Here is a 15,213-nt window from a genome sequence, read left to right on the forward strand (position 1 = left end):
CCGGCAAGGGAAATGGCTTGAGTGAAGACATGAAACCAATGGACGAGACCTCGAACACCATGCTTCGCTCCTATTTCCAGCAGGGAGATGTCTGGGAAGAAGAGATCGTGAAGCGGGCAAAGCGTTCGACGCGGCTCGCCTGGTTCTTTGCGCTTCTTCTTGCCGGGCTGGCCGCGCTCGGTCTCTCGGCCGTCGTGCTGATGCTGCCGCTCAAGAGCTTCGAGCCCTATATCGTGACGGTCGATCGCGCGACGGGCTTCATCGAGGTCAAGTCGGGGCTGACGAGACCGACGAACCTGACCGAGCAGGAGGCGGTCACGCAAGCCAATGTGGTGCGCTATATCCGCAACCGCGAGGGTTACGACCCATACGCCATCGAGGAGAATTTCGGCATCGCCGCCCTGCTGTCGACGGCGGAGGCGGCGCGCGACCTGCAGGCGCTGTTCAGCCCCGCCAACCCCGAGAACCCGGCCAAGATCTATGGCCGGCTTAAGCGGGTTCTGGTCGAGGTCAAGTCCGTGACCCTGCCGAATGCCAGCACCGCCATCGTGCGCTTCTCGACGACGCAAAAGAGCGAGACGGAGGCAACCGTCCAGCATTGGATTTCCGTTGTCCGCTTCCGCTACACCGATACGCCGGTGCGCAACGAGTGGCGGTTCGAGAACCCGCTTGGCTTCCAGGTCTACAGCTACCGCCGCGATCAGGAGACGGTGAGCCCGGAGCAGGGAGGATGACGGCCCGCTGCCTGGGGGCATGTCTGGCGCTTGGCGCGACCGTGACGGCGGCTTTCGCGGCACAGACGCCGAAAGCAGGGGCGCTCGACCCGCGCGTCAGAAGCGTCGTCTATCAGCAGAACAACGTCGTGCAGGTCTTCGCCACCTATGGTGTCTCGACCATGGTAATCTTCGACGAGGACGAGAAGTTCGAGACGATATCGCTTGGCGATACCGAAAGCTGGCAGGTGGTGCCGGCGGAGAAGGGAAACATCCTCTTCGTCAAGCCGGTCGCCAGGAATGCCGCGACGAACATGAACGTCGTCACCGACAAGCGCATCTACTACCTCGAGCTCCAGGACCATGCACCGGGCGCGGGCCGGACGGTGTTTGGCATCCGCTTCGTCTATCCCGACAAGGACGTCGACAGCGCTCTGCGCCGGGAGGCCGAGCAACGGGCCTCCTGGCCGAACATTTCGGCGATCGACAAGGCCAACATCAACATCGACTATTCGTTTTCCGGCGACACGGACCTGAAGCCGCTTCTCCTGTTCGACGACGGCAAGAAGACCTTCTTCCGCTTCGACCGCCGGGTGCCGGCGATCTTCGCCGTCAATTCGGACTTCTCGGAAACGCTGCGCAACTTCCGCCGCGAGGGGGACTATGTCGTCGTCGACGGCACGGCGGCCCAGTTCACGCTGAGGGACGGCAACCAGTGGACCTGCATCTTCAACCTGCGCAAGCCCGATCCGGGCGCGGCCGATCCCGGCGTCCTTGGACCGGTTGAGGACCTGCAGGCAAAGAAGCGGCGCGGGAGCGGCAACTGATGCAGCGGGCTCCCGAACTCATTGCGTTGGGGCAGGGCGATGATGCCGAGATTGCCGATCGCTCGCTCCGTCGCGGCCAGCTGATCGGCGGCGGTCTGCTTGTCGCTGCCGGGCTCGTCGTGGCCTATTTCGCGCTCGCGCAAAACAAGCCGACAAGAGACGTTGTGGACGGCGAGGAAGAATTCTCGACCACCGGCTTTCGGCCGCCTTCCTTCATGCGCGAAGCGGGCAAGCAGCCGGAGCAGCCAGAACCGAAGGTGCTCGAGCTGCCGCCGCCACCGCCGCCAGCGGCCGCCGAGGAGGAGGTCGACACCACGCAATTCAATGTGCCGCCGCCTCCCGAGCCCGCCGAAGTTGCGAAAGCGCCTGAAGCAGCAGTCGCCGCCGATGACGGTTTCCCGGAGCGCTACCGCTCGAAGATGGTCATCTACGACCAGCGATCGGATGCCAAGACCGAAGGCAACCGCGATGAGGGCAATGCCGCGACCGTGGCCGGGCAGGACCGTTCAAGCAAGTTCCTGGCGGCGGCCACCGGCCTTCGCGACCGGTCGGCGAAAGCCCGCAACATCGACCGTGTCGACGCCATGGTGCCGGAAGGAACGCTGATATCGGGCATCCTCGAGACCGCAATCATCAGCGACCTTCCCGGGCAGATAAGGGCAATCGTTTCGCGCGACGTCTATTCCTTCGACGGCCGTCGCGTGCTCATTCCAACAGGCACCCGGCTCATCGGCGAGTACCAGTCGGAGATAACGCAGGGCCAGACGCGCATCTTCGTGGTCTGGACGCGCATGCTGCGCGACGACGGGGTGAGCATTCGGCTGGATTCGATCGGAGCCGACAGCCTCGGCCGGTCTGGGTTAACCGGCCACGTCGACAAGAAGTTCCGCGAGCGTTTCGGCGCGGCGATCCTGCTTTCGATCGTTGGCGGCGGCGCGAGCTATCTCACCGGCTATGGCAGCGACAGGGCAGGCGGTGGCGAGAATTCCCAGAACGCCGAGGAGACGGCGCGCGAGACGATCGCCCGGACGTTTTCTGACATGGCCAACCAGGCGCTCGGCGACAGCCTGAAGATCAAGCCGACCATCAGCGTGAGCCAGGGGGAACGCATCTTCGTCTTCGTGCGCCAGGACCTGGATTTCTCGGCCATGTATGACGATCCTGTAACAGAGGCGCTGAAGGAGGTCCGTCGTGAACGTGGCCTCAGGTGAGCTCGTCCGCCGCGACCGGCATTATTTCCTCTACCGCGCGCTCGCACCGCTGAAGCGCTTTCTCGACGATGAAGACGTGGTCGAGATCTCGGTCAACCAGCCGGCGGAAGTCTATGTCGAACGCCTTGGCGCCGATCACATGGAGCACCATCGGATACCTGAGTTGACCAGCGCCGAGATCGTCAATATCGGCGAGCGCGTGGCGGCGACAACCAACCAGTTCGTGAGCGCAAGCAACCCGCTGCTGAGCGCGGCTCTCCCTTCAGGCGAGCGCATTCAGATCATCCTTCCGCCGGCCGCACCCGATGGCGGCGCGCTCTCGATCCGCAAGCATCGGGTGAGCGAGCTTACCCTCGAAGACTATCGCGACAGCGGCGCGCTCGAGGGTGTGGCGATAAACATGCAGGGCATGAACGAGACGGACCGGCTGCTCGCCCACCTGCTTGGCGAGGGCGACATATTCGGCTTCATTCGCTCGGCCATTGCAAATCGCGTCTCGATGCTGATCAGCGGCGGGACCTCGACCGGCAAGACGACGTTCCTCAACGCCTGCCTGCGCGCCGTCTCCCGCCACGAGCGCATCATCACGCTGGAGGACACACGCGAGCTCACCCCCACCCAGCCGAACACGGTTCACCTTGTTGCCTCGCGCGGCGACCAGGGAGCCGCGCAGGTAACCCTTCAATCCCTTCTGGAGGCCTCGCTCAGGATGCGTCCTGACCGGCTTCTCGTCGGCGAGGTGCGCGGCACGGAGGCCTTCGCCTTCTTGAGGGCAATCAACACCGGCCATCCGGGCTCGATGTCGACGGTGCATGCCGACACGCCGCTCGGTGCTTATGAGCAGCTGGCCATGATGGTCATGCAATCCGGCCTGTCGTCGGCCTACCCGAAGGCGGATCTGATCTCATACATTAGAAGCGTCATCCCGATCGTCGTCCAGCTGCGCCGCGATGGCGGCCGTCGCGGCGTCTCAGAGATCCTGTTTGCGCGCGAGAGGGGGACGACGCCATGACCGGTCTCTTGCGCGCTCTCTACCTGAGCTTCAGCCTGGTGATCGGCTATCTCGTCTGGACGCTTGGTTACGGGATCGCCTTGCAGCTGATCTATCGCGATGGCCGCATGCTGAGCGCCACCATCACCGCCGATCCGCTAGCGCCGTTGCGACAGCTGATGGCTTATCCGGACTCGGGCGTGCTTCGCTCGGTGGCGCTTGCCGCAATCGTACCCGCGCTCTTCGGTGCGGGCCTGGTGGCCTATGCAGGGCTTCGCCCGGTTTCACACCCGCTTGGCGATGCACGGTTCCAGGATGCCATGTCGCTTCGCAGGGCAGGGTGGTTCGGCAAAAAGGGGCATATCCTTGGGCGATATGGAAAGAAGATCCTGCGCGTCGACGATGAGCGGCATCATCTGGTGATCGGGCCGACGCGCTCCGGCAAGGGCGCCGGCTATGTTGTGCCGAACGCGCTTACCTACGAAGGCTCGATGGTCGTGACAGATCTCAAGGGCGAGATCTTCAAAAGCACGGCCGGCTATCGCAAATCGCAAGGCAACCAGGTCTTTTTGTTTGCGCCGGGCTCGGCCAGGACGCATCGCTACAATCCGCTTGATTTCATCCGCACCGACCGCGGCGAGCGCACCACCGACATCCAGAACATTGCTTCGATCCTGGTGCCGGAGACGGTAGACTCCGAGAATGCGATCTGGCAGGCGACGGCCCAGCAGATCATGGCCGGCGTGATCAGCTATGTCTGCGAGAGCGTCTATTATGAGGGCCGGCGAAACCTCGCCGAGGTGAACTCCTTCTTCAACAGCGGCGTCGACCTGCAGGCGCTGATGGCAGCCGTCAGGGAGAGCGAGCCTTACCTGTCGCGCTTCACGCTGGAAAGTTTCAACGCCTATCTTGCGCTGTCGGAGCGCGCGGCCGCGTCGGCGCTGCTCGACATCCAGAAGGCGTTGCGCCCGTTTCGCAACGAGCGCATTGCGGCTGCGACGAGCGTCACGGACATGGACCTGCGTGCGCTCAAGCATCGGCCGATCACCATCTACCTGTCTCCCGGCATCACCGACATCACGCTGCTGAAACCGCTCTTGGCCTTGTTCGTGCAGCAGTTGCTCGATCTCTTGATGCTGGATCACGCAAACCTGCCGGTACCTGTCTATTTCCTGCTCGACGAGTTCCGGCAGCTGAAGAAGATGAGCGAGATCACCACGAAGCTGCCTTATGTCGCTGGTTACAACATCAAGATTGCCTTCGTCATCCAGGACCTGAAGAACCTCGACGAGATCTATGGCGAGACGGCGCGCCATTCGCTGATGGGCAACTGCGGCTATCAGCTGGTATACGGGGCCAACGATCAGGTGACGGCGGAAACCATCTCGAAGAGCCTCGGCAAGCGGACGGTGCGTTACACGACGGAGTCGCGATCGATCGAGCTGATGGGGTTGCATCGCCGCACCAAGGTCGAGCAGCTTCGCGAACGCGACCTGATGATGCCGCAGGAGGTTCGCCAGCTCTCTGCCGACAAAATTGTGATCCTGGCCGAGGCGCAGGCGCCGGTGCTTGCCGACAAGCTTCGCTTCTTCCGCCAGAAGCCCTTCCACCGGATGGAAGCGTTCTCGAGGGCACACACGCCTGAGGTCCCCGCGGTCGAGCTGATGCCGCCAACGACGGTGCCGGCGCTGACAGAAACCTACAGGAGAGGTTTGGACGTCCGCGAGCCGGACCCTGCGGCTCCCGTCCAGTCGTCGACCGGGAGCACACAGTTTGCCAGCGGCCAACCTTCTTCGGCTCCGCTGTATAACGCGGCGCGGCCAGCGAGCTCACCGGCGTCTTTGTCGGCAGGTCCTGCCTCGCGGTCGGGAGCTGCCGCATCGATTGGAGAAGAGGAGAGCCTTTTCTCCGACGACACGAAGGCTCGATTGCTCGAAGCCAATTTCACCAGGGCTGCCCGGAAATTGCGGAAAATCGTTCGGGAGAAATCTAAAGCAGAAGGAGGCGTTTCCGGCCGCGACTGGGGGGGTATTTTCGATGCGACCGTGCCGGACCCGGCCGAGCAGATGTCGCTGGATTAGGATCCGGCTGTGGTACTGCGAGGCGTAACGCGATCCCCGTGCTGACGAGCGCTCAAAGCGGGTGACGGACGTTATGAACCTCGGGACAATCGGGCTAGGAGGCATTTCGAGATTAAGATACGGAGATCGATAACAGCGTCCGTCCCATATCATCCATGAGGGCTTTCCTCCAGCAGCGGTGAAATGGCCAGCAGTCTCTTGATCCTCTCGAGCTTCAGCTGGGCCAGCTTTCTCAATGACTTTTCGGAAGCCTCTTCCTTGTTCTCGACGACGAAGACGAGTGTGACGAAATCGAGCAGAAATTCGTCGATTGCTGACGCCAATGATTCAGAGGTCCTGAAACGAGCAAGGAGGCTCCTTGCCTGTTCGATACCGTCGGCATTTGCGTCGCCGATCAGCGCTTCGACAGCTTCGAGATTTTTCAAGGAAAGCCCTCCAAACCGCGCCATCAACTCCGCTGGTTGCGAAAGGTTCCCGTATCGAAACCGGCGGACGCTGGAATGCTTACGAGAAGCGTTGCAGGCAAGGCGCAGTCAAGCAGATTCGGCGCGCGACGCTTATCGAATATGAAAGTTCACGCAGCCTGCGACAGACAGATAACGAGGCGTATGTGAAGGCTCGCTACTCCGGACACTATGAGATTGGCGAAGAGGCTCTTGTGTGGCTCGGTCAGCGGACCGAGCAATTGTAAACGTGCGCAGCAGAGATATGCCGTGAGCATCTTGTGCGGATGCGGGAGGCACGTGAATAGCGATGCCGATCGTCGCTTGGTTGGGGATTCGAGTCCCCCTTGGGAGAGGGGATTTCATGGATCGTCGGGCTGCAAAGGAGCGGCCCAAGCGTTTCGTGAAATTGCCCATAATTCCTTTGACGGTGCTGGAATAGTTGCTCTGTCGAGAGCAATAGGCAAGCTAGCTGGCCGCAAGAGCTAAACGACTGATAAGGCAACATTATCATTCGTTTTGTCACGCCGACAAGCTGTGCGTTTTTGGCCAAAATTGATGGCGCAAAGCGCACGGGCATTTTACCCTCGAAAGCATGATTCGCCTCGATCCCGCGACTTCCAACTCCGCCGCCGCGCCCTCCACCGTCCCGGCTTGGTCGCTCGCCGTTGGCGCGCTGCATGATGCCGACGCCGCCTTCCGGGCCGGCGCCGCCTTGGGCGCCCTCGACACGCTTGCTCGGGCGCAGCCAGCCTGGGCAGGCGCCTGGCGCCAGCGGCTGCGCTGAAATGCGCCGCCGCCAGCATGCGGCTTGCCGGTCGCGCCGAGGACGAAGCCGCCTTGCGCGACGCCTGGCAGCTTTGCCCGGCCGGCGCCGATCCCGGTCCCGCCGGCGCCATTTTTGGCGCCTGGCGCCAGCTGGCACTGCAGCCGCCGGCGGTCAGCGCCGATCGGTTGGCAAAAGTGGCCGAGATGCTCGGGCTCGCCTGGGACGATGAGGCTCGCGCCAACCTCTGCACGAAGATCGAAGAGGTGGCGGGGTCGCAGCGGCCGGCGCCGTTTGCCGCCGCGGCAATCGCCACCCCGCGTCGTCGCCACGCGTCCGGATTCAGAACTTTTGGCCTGGTGGCTCGCCGACCTGGTGCTGGCGCAGGGCCTGCGCTGGCCGCGGCCGTTGCCGCTCCTAATGGCGCAGGCTTTTGGCCCGTCCTTCCGCGCCGAGGGCGGCGGCAAGCGCATCCGACCTGGCGAAAAAAGCTTTGAGCTCGAGGTCTGCCTTGCGCTGGTGCAAGCGGCGGCCGAAGCCTGCCGACTGGCCGCTGAGTTGTCGCGCCGCGCACGAAAGACTCCTGGCAGTGGCGCCAAAACTGCGCGCCAAGGGCGCCGGCGACGTGATTTTTTTGCTGCTCAATGAGGATGCCGTCGCCGGATCGCTGACGACGAAAAACCTGTCGCGTTTTGCGGTGCGACGCCTGTTCGAACGCCTGCAACAGCTCGAGGCCGTGCGCGAGCTCTCCGGCCGCAGCAGCTTCCGGCTGTTTGGGCTGTAGCGATGAGCCAAGCCTCCGCCCGCCGCAAGCCGAACGAGCAGCCGGCACTGCTGGACACCGAGCTCGAGCACCTGCCGCCGGAACTGCGCTGGCGCGAGTGGATGGGCCGCGTCGAAGCGGTGATCTTCGCGGCAAATGAACCGGTGTCGCGCGAGGTGTTGGCGCGGGTGGTAGGAAGAAACTGCAACATCGAGCTGGTCCTCGACGACATTCGCGCCGAGCTCGTCGGTCGTCCCTATGAGCTGGTCGCGGTCGCCGGCGGCTGGCAGCACCGCACCAAAAAGGTCTTTGGCGACGTCATCCACGCCGCTTTCGGCACGCCGGCGGGGGAGGGTGCAAAAGAGCTGTCGCAGTCGGAGGCGCTCGTGCTGATGTGCATTGCCTATTTCCAGCCGATCACCCGTGGCGAGCTGTCATCCTTCTTCGGCAAGGAGGTGTCGCGCGACCTGATCGGCGTGCTGCGCGCGCAGGAGCTGATCGCCTCGGGGCCGCGCAGCCCGCAACCCGGTGCGCCTTACACCTATGTGACGACGAAAAATTTCCTGTCGCAGTTCGGGCTCGACACGCTGCGTCAGCTGCCGGATTTCGAGGCGCTCGAGGACGCAGGGCTGCTGTCGAAGGAGAAGCTGCTGGCCGGCGACATCATGCCCGGCGTTCCATCCAACCGTCAAAACGCCGACCAAGAGATCGAGGATTGACCGTCCGCTGGCGCACAGCAACCGCTGGCACTTGCGTGTCGGAAATGTATGGCGGTTTTCGGACAAGCGGCAGTTCCGCGGCAAAGGCGCTCGTATTTCCCCTAGTGAGCCCGGGCCGCTTTCTCGCATGGGGATTTTGTAGCCGGGACTCAATGCGACCGCATTTGCGTTGCAATGCAGGCGGCCACTGTCGGTAGCCGGCAGTAGAGTTGGTGATTTAGAAGTGGACCACCCATCAATCCGCCTCTGATGCTCTGTCCTGTTAAGAGTCTTTGATTAGGATGTGTGGGAGCGTCGTCCTTGCCATGGTGGCGCTGGCGGGGACTTTGGGAAGGTCATTGCAATGGCATCGGCACAGCAATTGATTGGGCTCGTGAAGAGTCACGCCGAAGGCGACGGAGAAAGGTTCTTCGACCTCGCCATGCAGCTTGCCGCGGCCGAAGAGCAAAAGGGCCATGCCCGCTTGGCGGAGCAACTGAGGCAGTGGGCCGAAGCTGGTCAGCAGCCCGCAAGGCCGGTGCGCGCGGCGCCAACCCCGATTGCGGCGCCTCGCGGCGATCTGGCTGCGTTTCTCAGCGCGAGCTACCCCACAACCCGACTCAATGACCTGATCCTGCCTCAGCACATCGAAGATGAGCTGTCGCAAATCGTCACCGAAACGCGCATGACCCAAAGGCTGGAGGAGAAAGGCTTGCGGCCGCGCCGCCGTGTGCTCCTCGCCGGCCCCCCCGGAACCGGCAAGACATTGACGGCTGAGGCACTCGCCGGCGAATTGAAGTTTCCGCTTTTCACCGTGCTTCTCCATGGCTTGATCACGAAGTTCATGGGGGAGACAGCTCAGAAGCTGCGGATGATCTTCGACGCCGTTCGCACCACTCGCGGCATCTATCTGTTTGATGAAATCGATGCGCTCGCAGCGTCGCGCGGATCGGAGAACGACATTGGCGAAGCGCGGCGTATTTTGAACTCGTTCCTGCAATTCCTCGACGAGGACACTGGCCCTTCGATTGTGGTGGCGACCACCAACCTTCCCGAGATTCTCGACCGGGCGGTTCTGCGCCGCTTTGACTTGGTATTGCCCTATCAACTGCCGGATGCTGACGCGATCGAGAAGGCAATGCGCCGTCGGCTGCGAGGCTTTGACGTCGATGCCGTCGACTGGGAGGATGTGGTTGAACACGCCGAGGGTCTTTCCACAGCCGATGTTGTGGCGGGAGGGGAAGACGCGGCACGACGTGCGGTTTTGGGTAATTCAAGCGAAATCAGGACCTCCGCGGTGGTCGCGTCCCTCGAGCGCCGCCGGTCACTGCATAGCATAGGGGTGGCAATGCATGCCGAGGGACAAACGGCACTTCATTCTCAACGCACTGTCAAAAAGCGAAAAGTTCAAGCCAAAAGGCCAGCCCACAACAAAGCATCCAAGTGATGTTGCTGATCGAGCCGGTCATGCCCAGGCCCTGCTACAGGCGATCGATCACCTTCCCGACGTAAAGGCGGAAGGAACCGCAGGGGTCTATCTCGATGTCGCTGGAAGGCCGGGCGAGATCATGGTCACCAAAAGCCTCAATGCCAGCGGTCTGTCACTTCTGCGTTTCGAGGCCGGACAACCCGCCGCCAACCAACCCCCTCGGGCGACAGTCTTTGCGACGGGCGACGCTCTGACAAAGCTGCGCCAGAAAGTCGATGACTTTGCGACCAAGAACCGTCTGAAGAAGGACGGCACCGAAGGGCGACCCTTCAATGCGGATCTCGTGCAAAGTATCGGCGCCATCGTCGAGGCAGGACTTCGCGCGCTGTGGCGCAGTCCTGCCGCAAGGTTCCCCGAAGGCGATGCCGCTGTTCCATGGGAACTGTGGCTGGATAAGGCCCAAGCTGCGGGATTCATCGGAAACGCTGCTGAATACGGGGTTGCCATAGGGGCTGATCGGCTTGAGTTTCCAGAAGACATCGTCGTTATCGGGACTGCTACAAGAGAAGCGCTTGCCTTGGCGGTGCGGCGACTTGGAGGTGTCCGCGCTCTAGCGGCGCCCACGGTCACCGCTGACTATTTCGACGCGATGCCGATTGAAGAGCAGGCTGAATGGCTCGACAATTTGGCCGGGTGGACGACATTCCAAGTGCTCGACGATCCGGGCTATGTCACGCTGCTCGACAGAGGCGTCAGTCGCGCCCATCCGCTTGTTCAGCCTGCCCTCAATGTCGACGACAGGCATGCCGCCAATCCTGCTTGGGATGTTGGGGACTTCGTCGGTCACGGCACGCAACTTGCGGGGCTGGCGCTCTATGGCGACTTGACCGTGGCCCTGCAGACGATGCAGCCGATCGAGATCCGGCACCGGCTGGAGTCGGCCAAGATCATACCGGACGCGGGTCACAATCCCTATCACCTGCTTGGGGCATTGACCCGCGCTGGGATCAACGCGGCGGAACGCACCGCCGATCGGCGTCGCACCTTCGCCATGGCGAGCACGACGGAGGAGGATACGCCGCACGATGGTGCTCCCACCTCATGGTCCAGCGAGGTGGATCAGTTGACGGCAGGAGTTTCCGGCGACAAGAAAATTCAGCGACTGATGCTGATCTCGGCCGGAAACACCGTCCAGAACATGTTTGGCAACGCCGACTACCTCGCGGCCTGTGACCAACCAGACAATGAAATCGAATCGCCAGCCCAGGCTTGGAACGCCATCTGTGTGGGTGCCTATACCGAGAAGAATGTCCTGCCAGCCGGCGAGCCAGGTGCCCCGGTCGCGCCGGTTGGAGATCTTGCACCGTCGTCTCGGACCGCGAGCTGGTCCTCGCATTGGCCGCTGAAGCCTGACGTCGTGTTTGAAGGCGGGAACTGGGTGGTCAACGGGCCACCGCCGCCGATGCGGCATCCGGCATTGTCTCTTCTCACTACCGACCACACTTTCCCACTCCGAGCGTTCACGACCTGCGGGGACACCAGCGGCGCAACGGCTCTTGCGGCGAAGGCAATTACGGAACTGTGGTCGGACTATCCAACGCTGTGGCCGGAGACGGTCAGGGCGGTGTTCGTTTCGTCGGCTCGTTGGACGCCACAAATGCACAGTCATCTACCTGCAAATCCTGGGAAGGGTCATTTCGCTCCGTTGTTCAAGCGCTATGGATTTGGCGTTCCTGACATGGAGAGGGCGCGCCGAAGCGCTTCCAACGCTCTGACGCTCATGGTTCAGGATGAAATTACGCCATACCGCCTAAGCGACAGCGGTGGCTCGGATCATGTGCATAACGAGATGAGGCTGTTTGAACTGCCGTGGCCTGTCGAGGCCTTGCGCGAGCTGGTCAACAGTCCTGTCACCTTGAGGGTCGCTCTAAGCACCTTCATCGCGCCCAACCCTTCGGAGCCTGCTCGGGGCTCCAAGTTCCGCTATGCGTCGCACAATCTGCGCTTCAAGCTCAATCGGCCAAACGAAAGTCGTGCAGCGTTTATCGCGCGCATCAGCAAAGTCGCTGAGCAGACGGATGATGAGCCTATCGATGAGGACGATGGCTGGACGTTCGGCCGCAATCGCCGCGACGTCGGGTCGATGCAGATTGACCAACTCACCTGTTTCGCTTCGGACCTAGCCCGCCGAAACATTCTGGCCGTTCATCCCGTAGCTGGCTGGTGGAAAACAAGGGCGATCGAAAATCCGCATGAAAGATCCGTTCGATTTGCGCTGGTCGTCGAGATCGATGCGAGCGAGGCTGAGGCGGATCTCTATGCGGAAGTTCAAGCGGCGGTCGAGGCGCTCAATGCGGCGCAGGCAGTCGTCGTCTGAAAATGAGCGCGACAGACGACTAATGGCGGACGCCTGACCAAAAAGCAGACGCCAAGCCTCATGAACCGCAATCGACTAGGAGAGCGGCTTGTCCGAGCGAAAGCAAGCCTCTATCGGCTTCGCAGGAGGCAGCAAGGTGCCACACCCAGCATTCCGCCGAAGAGTAACCGACGCTGGAAGCCTCGTTTCAGCAAAGCCTCTACCGCGAGCGCAAACCAGGTCGAACGCTTCTTCTCCAAACTGAAGCACACCCGTCGCGTCGCCACACGATATGACAAGCTTGCTGCCAACTATCTCGCTATGGCTCAACTCGCCTCAATGCGGCTTTGGCTTCGCGCTTATGAGTCTCAGCTTAGTCCGTTAGCTGCTAAAGGACGGACTATGCGGCCCGAATATCGGAGCAAGCCGCTCCGCAGACTCTGCACCTCAGCTTCAATTTGAAATCATCGAGAGACAGTCCCTTGTCGGCGTAGGCGAGAAGTCGATCGCTCGATATGATTGCTTGCTTAGCATCCCATCGGCAGGCCCACGTGGGGCAAAGCACCCTCATGTTGACGCCGCTTTCGGCCCAGGAGCGCAGAGTATGCATTGCCTGGTCCAAGCCGTCCAGAATTGCGGTCAGCCGAACCGCTTCACCTTTGGCCCAAACGTCTGCGTCTCCCTCCTGTCGGCCGATGGAGGCACTGTGAATTTTGAACCTCGTTTCCTGCGGCGTTCCGCTCCGTCCGCGTTTGTAAGCTGTGGTCGTGTCCCGGCTTGCCATCGCCACGTAGTCGAACTCGGCCTCGCGGGTGTCATGGAAGGTGACCCTGATCGAAGGATCGTCCGATGCATGATAGTGATCCTTCGCCCCGTAACGGATTTCATAGAAATCCTCGAACGGGAACCCGTCGTAGTCCGTTGTCTTTCGCAATGTCATCGCGTGGGTGCGGAGCAAGTAATCCTTGGACTTGTTCCAGCGAAGCGCAATGCTGGCAAAGGTGGTCAGTGAGAGACCTTCGATCGGCGGCTGGTTTCCTTTGAGGCCGTTGTGATGGATAACGTGATCTTTATAGACAGTAAGTCCTCTCATTCCCCACGCTCGCTCTTTAAGGTCAGTCCACCTTGCGACAGGTGCCGATGTTGATCGACGGCGTAGCATCCGTCGCATCCTGGCCGTTGATGAAGCCAGTGTCTCTGATCGTCATATAACGGAGCTCGTCCATATTCATGCGCAGCTGGTAGAGAATGAGGTCACAACCGAGGAAGCCATCCACTGCGCCGATGTAATTATCCTCGTCAAGGCACGACATCGGAATGCCGGCGGGCATGCCAAGGACGTCCACTTTGTAGGACATCGCGTCCTCGTCCTCGCCCATTCCGTTCTTTTGCGCTTTCACACCTTGGGCCTTTAGCGTCAGCACCAGGGATTCACTACCGTCCAGCTGGAATCCTGTCCCGATCCACTTCTTCGATTTGATGCTCCAGGCGATCCCTCCGGCGGCGATGGGATGGCAAACGTACCTTCCCTCGAACTTGTTCGTGTTGACGTACATCCGGCTGGCGCTTTGTGCCTCCGACGTGATGGTTGCCGCGAAGATCGCGACCAGAAGTGCAGTCTTTTTCATTCACCCGGTACCCGTGTTGCCGCGTTGCCTATTGGTTATCGTGCGCATGCCGTCAACCGGGTTCTTTGTGATCCCAACAAGAGGGGCCGAGTCCGCCACATTCTCGCCGGCTATTCGGGGTTTCAGCCGCCGCATCTTTGCGGCTCTTGGGAGCATCGGAAATGAGCATAGAGGACGCGGGCCGCGGCCGCCTGCGCAGAATGGACTGGCTGGAGGTCACGGTGACTTTGGCGATCGCGTTCGCGCTCAGGCGGCGAGGCTCCTGATGCGTTCCGGGGTCTCTTTCATTTTTCCGACGGCGGGATGATCAGGCCGGATCCATGGTTGGGCAGGAGGATGCGGCTCTCCGCCTTCTCCTTGCCCGGAAGCAGCGCTTCCAGCTTGGGTAACTGCGAATGGTGCAGGAGCAGCACTCCGAGCTTGGCGGCGAGCTGGCGGGCTGAGGGGGTGTAGTCTCCGCTGGACACAACGACCGCATGCGCCGCGTCGACGTATCCCGCCGCGGCGTGGACCTCCTGGACGGCTTTGTTGCCGACGGGGCCGCTCGTGTAGAGTTTGCACTGTATCGCGGCCGTCCGCCCACCCTTCTTGGCGATTATATCCACACCCTGGCCGCCGGATGCCTTCGTCGTGGACGCGTCCCATCCGTTCTGCCGCAGGATTTCCGCGCACCAGCGCTCGTATTCGACCGGATCGCCGGAGATGAAGGCCGATGCTGGGGACGAGGTGGCGGCTTTGACCCATGCCTGCACGATAAGAGTAATCTGGCTGTCGAAGCTGGCGACCGTATCCTCGCGGCCGGCGATGCCCACCGATTTGCGGAACCTCGGCAGTTCCTTCCTCCAGGCGTCGAGGAGTTCCGCCCCGTACACGTCCTTGGTCACCAGCTGCCGATAGCGGAGCGTCAGCGCGTCCTTGTGTCCGCGGGCGATCTCGTGCCACCGCTTGATGTCGTCGTGCTGTCGCTGTTCCTCGGCAGCAGCGTCATCTGCGATCTTCTGCCTCAGCAACGCGTCGGAGCGGGACTGCGCGCGGCCTTCCGCGATCTTGAATACGAAGTAGAGGACTGCCCAGGCGACCAGCGCCAGAACCCCGGTCCAGAACCAAAACCAGAAATCGCCTCCGAAAAACCACCAGATCATCCCCGCGATAATCGCGGGCGCAACGAAGATGTTAAGCAACTGCTGTCCCCAAGGATTCCCTTCCCACAAGCCGGATATCACCGGAACGCGACTTGCGCTAGCTTCGCCGCTGACTGTGTTATGCTCCCAAAAGCTTTGGGAGACACATGGGGCATGTTGAAAATG

General features: G+C 61.7%; 12 protein-coding genes and 3 pseudogenes. 11 read left to right on the top strand and 4 right to left on the bottom strand.

The annotated features are described in order from the left end of the window. Positions 1–38: 38 nt before the first annotated feature. Genes ABID26_RS19960 through ABID26_RS19980 form a run of 5 tightly spaced genes read left to right on the top strand, consistent with a single transcriptional unit; the run spans position 39 to position 5,823 of the window. Entirely contained in the window at positions 39–734 is a 696-nt protein-coding gene (locus tag ABID26_RS19960) for a VirB8 family type IV secretion system protein (protein WP_354416174.1), read from the top strand. Then, positions 731–1,540, top strand: coding sequence for a P-type conjugative transfer protein VirB9 (gene virB9 / locus ABID26_RS19965; RefSeq protein WP_354416083.1), 810 nt, complete (start codon positions 731–733; stop codon positions 1,538–1,540). Before ABID26_RS19960 ends, virB9 begins: the two co-directional genes overlap by 4 nt. Further along, positions 1,540–2,751, top strand: a complete 1,212-nt coding sequence (gene virB10 / locus ABID26_RS19970; protein ID WP_354416084.1) for a type IV secretion system protein VirB10 — start codon at positions 1,540–1,542, stop codon at positions 2,749–2,751. The genes virB9 and virB10 overlap by 1 nt, the downstream gene beginning before the upstream one ends. Continuing rightward, positions 2,732–3,763 carry a P-type DNA transfer ATPase VirB11 gene (virB11, locus tag ABID26_RS19975; RefSeq protein ID WP_354416085.1) on the top strand — a complete coding sequence of 344 codons (1,032 nt, stop codon included), beginning with the start codon at positions 2,732–2,734 and terminating at the stop codon, positions 3,761–3,763. Before virB10 ends, virB11 begins: the two co-directional genes overlap by 20 nt. After that, positions 3,760–5,823, top strand: a complete 2,064-nt coding sequence (locus ABID26_RS19980) for a type IV secretory system conjugative DNA transfer family protein (RefSeq protein WP_354416086.1) — start codon at positions 3,760–3,762, stop codon at positions 5,821–5,823. Before virB11 ends, ABID26_RS19980 begins: the two co-directional genes overlap by 4 nt. 149 nt (positions 5,824–5,972) lie before the next feature. On the opposite strand, the gene ABID26_RS19985 is transcribed toward ABID26_RS19980, so the two are convergent. Next, the gene (locus tag ABID26_RS19985) at positions 5,973–6,248 is read right to left on the bottom strand and encodes a hypothetical protein (RefSeq protein WP_354416087.1); all 276 of its coding nucleotides are present in this window, start codon (positions 6,246–6,248) and stop codon (positions 5,973–5,975) included. Between the two features lie 167 nt (positions 6,249–6,415). Here ABID26_RS19985 and ABID26_RS19990 point away from each other — a divergent pair. From ABID26_RS19990 to ABID26_RS20015, 6 genes and pseudogenes are all read left to right on the top strand, one after another. Then, positions 6,416–6,514: pseudogene (locus ABID26_RS19990) on the top strand (nucleotidyltransferase); the annotation flags it as partial. A 347-nt stretch (positions 6,515–6,861) separates the two neighbouring features. Beyond that, positions 6,862–7,816 (top strand): annotated as a pseudogene (locus ABID26_RS19995) (DUF1403 family protein). 2 nt (positions 7,817–7,818) lie between these two features. Further along, positions 7,819–8,514 carry an SMC-Scp complex subunit ScpB gene (scpB, locus tag ABID26_RS20000; RefSeq protein ID WP_354416088.1) on the top strand — a complete coding sequence of 232 codons (696 nt, stop codon included), beginning with the start codon at positions 7,819–7,821 and terminating at the stop codon, positions 8,512–8,514. A 343-nt stretch (positions 8,515–8,857) separates the two neighbouring features. Next, positions 8,858–9,940 (top strand): AAA family ATPase, encoded by a 1,083-nt coding sequence (locus tag ABID26_RS20005; RefSeq protein WP_354416089.1) that lies wholly within the window; start codon positions 8,858–8,860, stop codon positions 9,938–9,940. Beyond that, positions 9,846–12,299 (top strand): S8 family peptidase, encoded by a 2,454-nt coding sequence (locus ABID26_RS20010; RefSeq protein ID WP_354416090.1) that lies wholly within the window; start codon positions 9,846–9,848, stop codon positions 12,297–12,299. The genes ABID26_RS20005 and ABID26_RS20010 overlap by 95 nt, the downstream gene beginning before the upstream one ends. 132 nt (positions 12,300–12,431) lie before the next feature. Then, a pseudogene (locus tag ABID26_RS20015) lies at positions 12,432–12,647 on the top strand (IS5/IS1182 family transposase); the annotation flags it as partial. A 31-nt stretch (positions 12,648–12,678) separates the two neighbouring features. Here ABID26_RS20015 and ABID26_RS20020 read toward each other — a convergent pair. The 3 genes from ABID26_RS20020 to ABID26_RS20030 all read right to left on the bottom strand — a co-directional run bounded on the left by ABID26_RS20020 (position 12,679) and on the right by ABID26_RS20030 (position 15,087). Next, entirely contained in the window at positions 12,679–13,371 is a 693-nt protein-coding gene (locus tag ABID26_RS20020; RefSeq protein WP_354416091.1) for a hypothetical protein, read from the bottom strand. 22 nt (positions 13,372–13,393) lie between these two features. Then, positions 13,394–13,906 (bottom strand): hypothetical protein, encoded by a 513-nt coding sequence (locus ABID26_RS20025; protein ID WP_354416092.1) that lies wholly within the window; start codon positions 13,904–13,906, stop codon positions 13,394–13,396. Between the two features lie 284 nt (positions 13,907–14,190). Next, on the bottom strand, positions 14,191–15,087 hold the full coding sequence (locus ABID26_RS20030) for a restriction endonuclease (protein ID WP_354416093.1): 897 nt from the start codon (positions 15,085–15,087) through the stop codon (positions 14,191–14,193). Positions 15,088–15,213: the final 126 nt, after the last annotated feature.

The organism is Mesorhizobium shonense, from assembly GCF_040545255.1.
In the GTDB taxonomy this organism is placed as follows: Bacteria; Pseudomonadota; Alphaproteobacteria; order Rhizobiales; family Rhizobiaceae; genus Mesorhizobium; species Mesorhizobium shonense.